The sequence below is a fragment of the Paraburkholderia rhynchosiae genome (genome assembly GCF_002879865.1).
Taxonomy (GTDB): Bacteria; Pseudomonadota; Gammaproteobacteria; order Burkholderiales; family Burkholderiaceae; genus Paraburkholderia; species Paraburkholderia rhynchosiae.
The window spans coordinates 1-1,530 of record NZ_PNXY01000094.1 but is presented as its reverse complement, the minus strand read 5'-3'; the positions used below and the strand labels follow the sequence as shown (position 1 = coordinate 1,530).

At 62.5% G+C, this 1,530-nt stretch carries 1 protein-coding gene; it reads right to left on the bottom strand.

Annotated features, from left to right (window positions below):
* A partial coding sequence (locus C0Z16_RS36915) for an ISNCY family transposase (protein WP_102636839.1) occupies positions 1-1,427 on the bottom strand: 1,427 nt, incomplete at its 3' end.
* Positions 1,428-1,530 lie beyond the last annotated feature (103 nt).

The window sequence follows — 1,530 nt, the reverse complement described above, 5'->3', positions numbered from 1 at the left end:
ATCACCTTTGCAGACCGACGGCCAGGTTTGCGTGGTTGTTGCATTTGCCGCTGCTGCGACTGTTCCAGAATCACACCATTGATATCGGCCTGCGTGAACTCGCGCTGTTTCTTCTTGCCGGGCGAGCTGCCGTCAGCTTTGGTCGCAACGCCGAGATGGGTTCGCGAAGGCGCTTTACCAATCCGGCTGTTGTCGCGTTGGGCCTGCATCGCCTGCGAGACCTGCAGCACGGGACCCAGCCGCTTGTGCTCAACGACCGCGCCCTGGTCAACTTCGGCCAGCCGGTCGTACTGCCGGCACGTCAGAACACGGTCGTCCGACCGCAGTTCGATCCGCCCGTCCGGATACTCCCAGACTTCGATATGCCGGCCGATCAGCTTCCGGTGCTCCGGCGTGTCCTTCAGCAGATACATGACCCGGTCGTACCGCACGGTCAACGACTTGCTCACCTTGCGCGGCTCGCGCCATGTGAACACCAGATCGAGATTCTCGTCTGCCCTGAGCGGCCGGTGAGCATCAAACCCGCTCTTTGGCGGCTTTGCGAAGCGCGCGTTGTAGGCCGCCATGAAGGCAGGCGCGTATGCATTGGCCTGGGTGACCGTGCTGATGCCACGCAACCGCAGTTCCTTCACGAGACGATCCTGCAGCGTCAGGTGCGCGCGTTCCACGCGGCCCTTGGCGGGGCTCGAGTTCGCGCAGAACGTGTCAATGTTCAGCTCGTACATCGCGCGGCCGAAGTGGGTCACGCTGTTGCCATCTCTGTTTGCGCTGGTCTTGCGAAACACGCTGTATTTGTCGCTGTACAACGCACCGGGCTTGCCATGGCGCTCGATATACGCACGCGTCGCTTCAAAGTAGCTGAACGTCGATTCCGTGGCTGTGAAATGCAGCATCATCAGCCGGCTCGTTGCATCGTCCACATACACCAGCAGCGAGCAGGCCGGCGAGCGTTCCTCGAACCAGCGGTGATCGCTGCCGTCGATCTGGATCAGCTCGCCCAGACACGCGCGCCGGGCACGCGGCTGGTAAATCCTCGGCGGCCGCTGCCGCCGGGGCACCCACAGACCTGCGTCCGTCATCAGGCGCCTGACCGTCTCCTTGGCAAGGCGAATGCCGTGCGATTCGTACAGCTTCTCGCACGCCAGCGTCGGTCCGAAATCGGCATAGCGGTCACGGATGATCGACAGCGCCTGATCCGCCTTCACTGGATCCAGCCTGTTGTTGCTGGGCTTCGCGCGCCGGCGCGATACGAGACCTGCCGGCCCATGCTCGCACAACCGGTCAACGAGGCGGCGAACCTGACGCGTCGTCAGCCTGAGCCGTTCTGCCGCGCGCCACGGCTTGAGCTTGCCGTCGGCGACGTCCTGAATGACCTTGAACCTGTCCAGTTCGCGCATCGTCATCGTTATCAGTCCGGTCGCAGCCATCAAAGCCTCCCGCGCCGGAACACCGGCGGCCGGTCAGCTTACGCTGCGAAAAAGCGGACATTTGAACTTGGCTAAAAGCGGACATTACAACTTAGCCTCTACA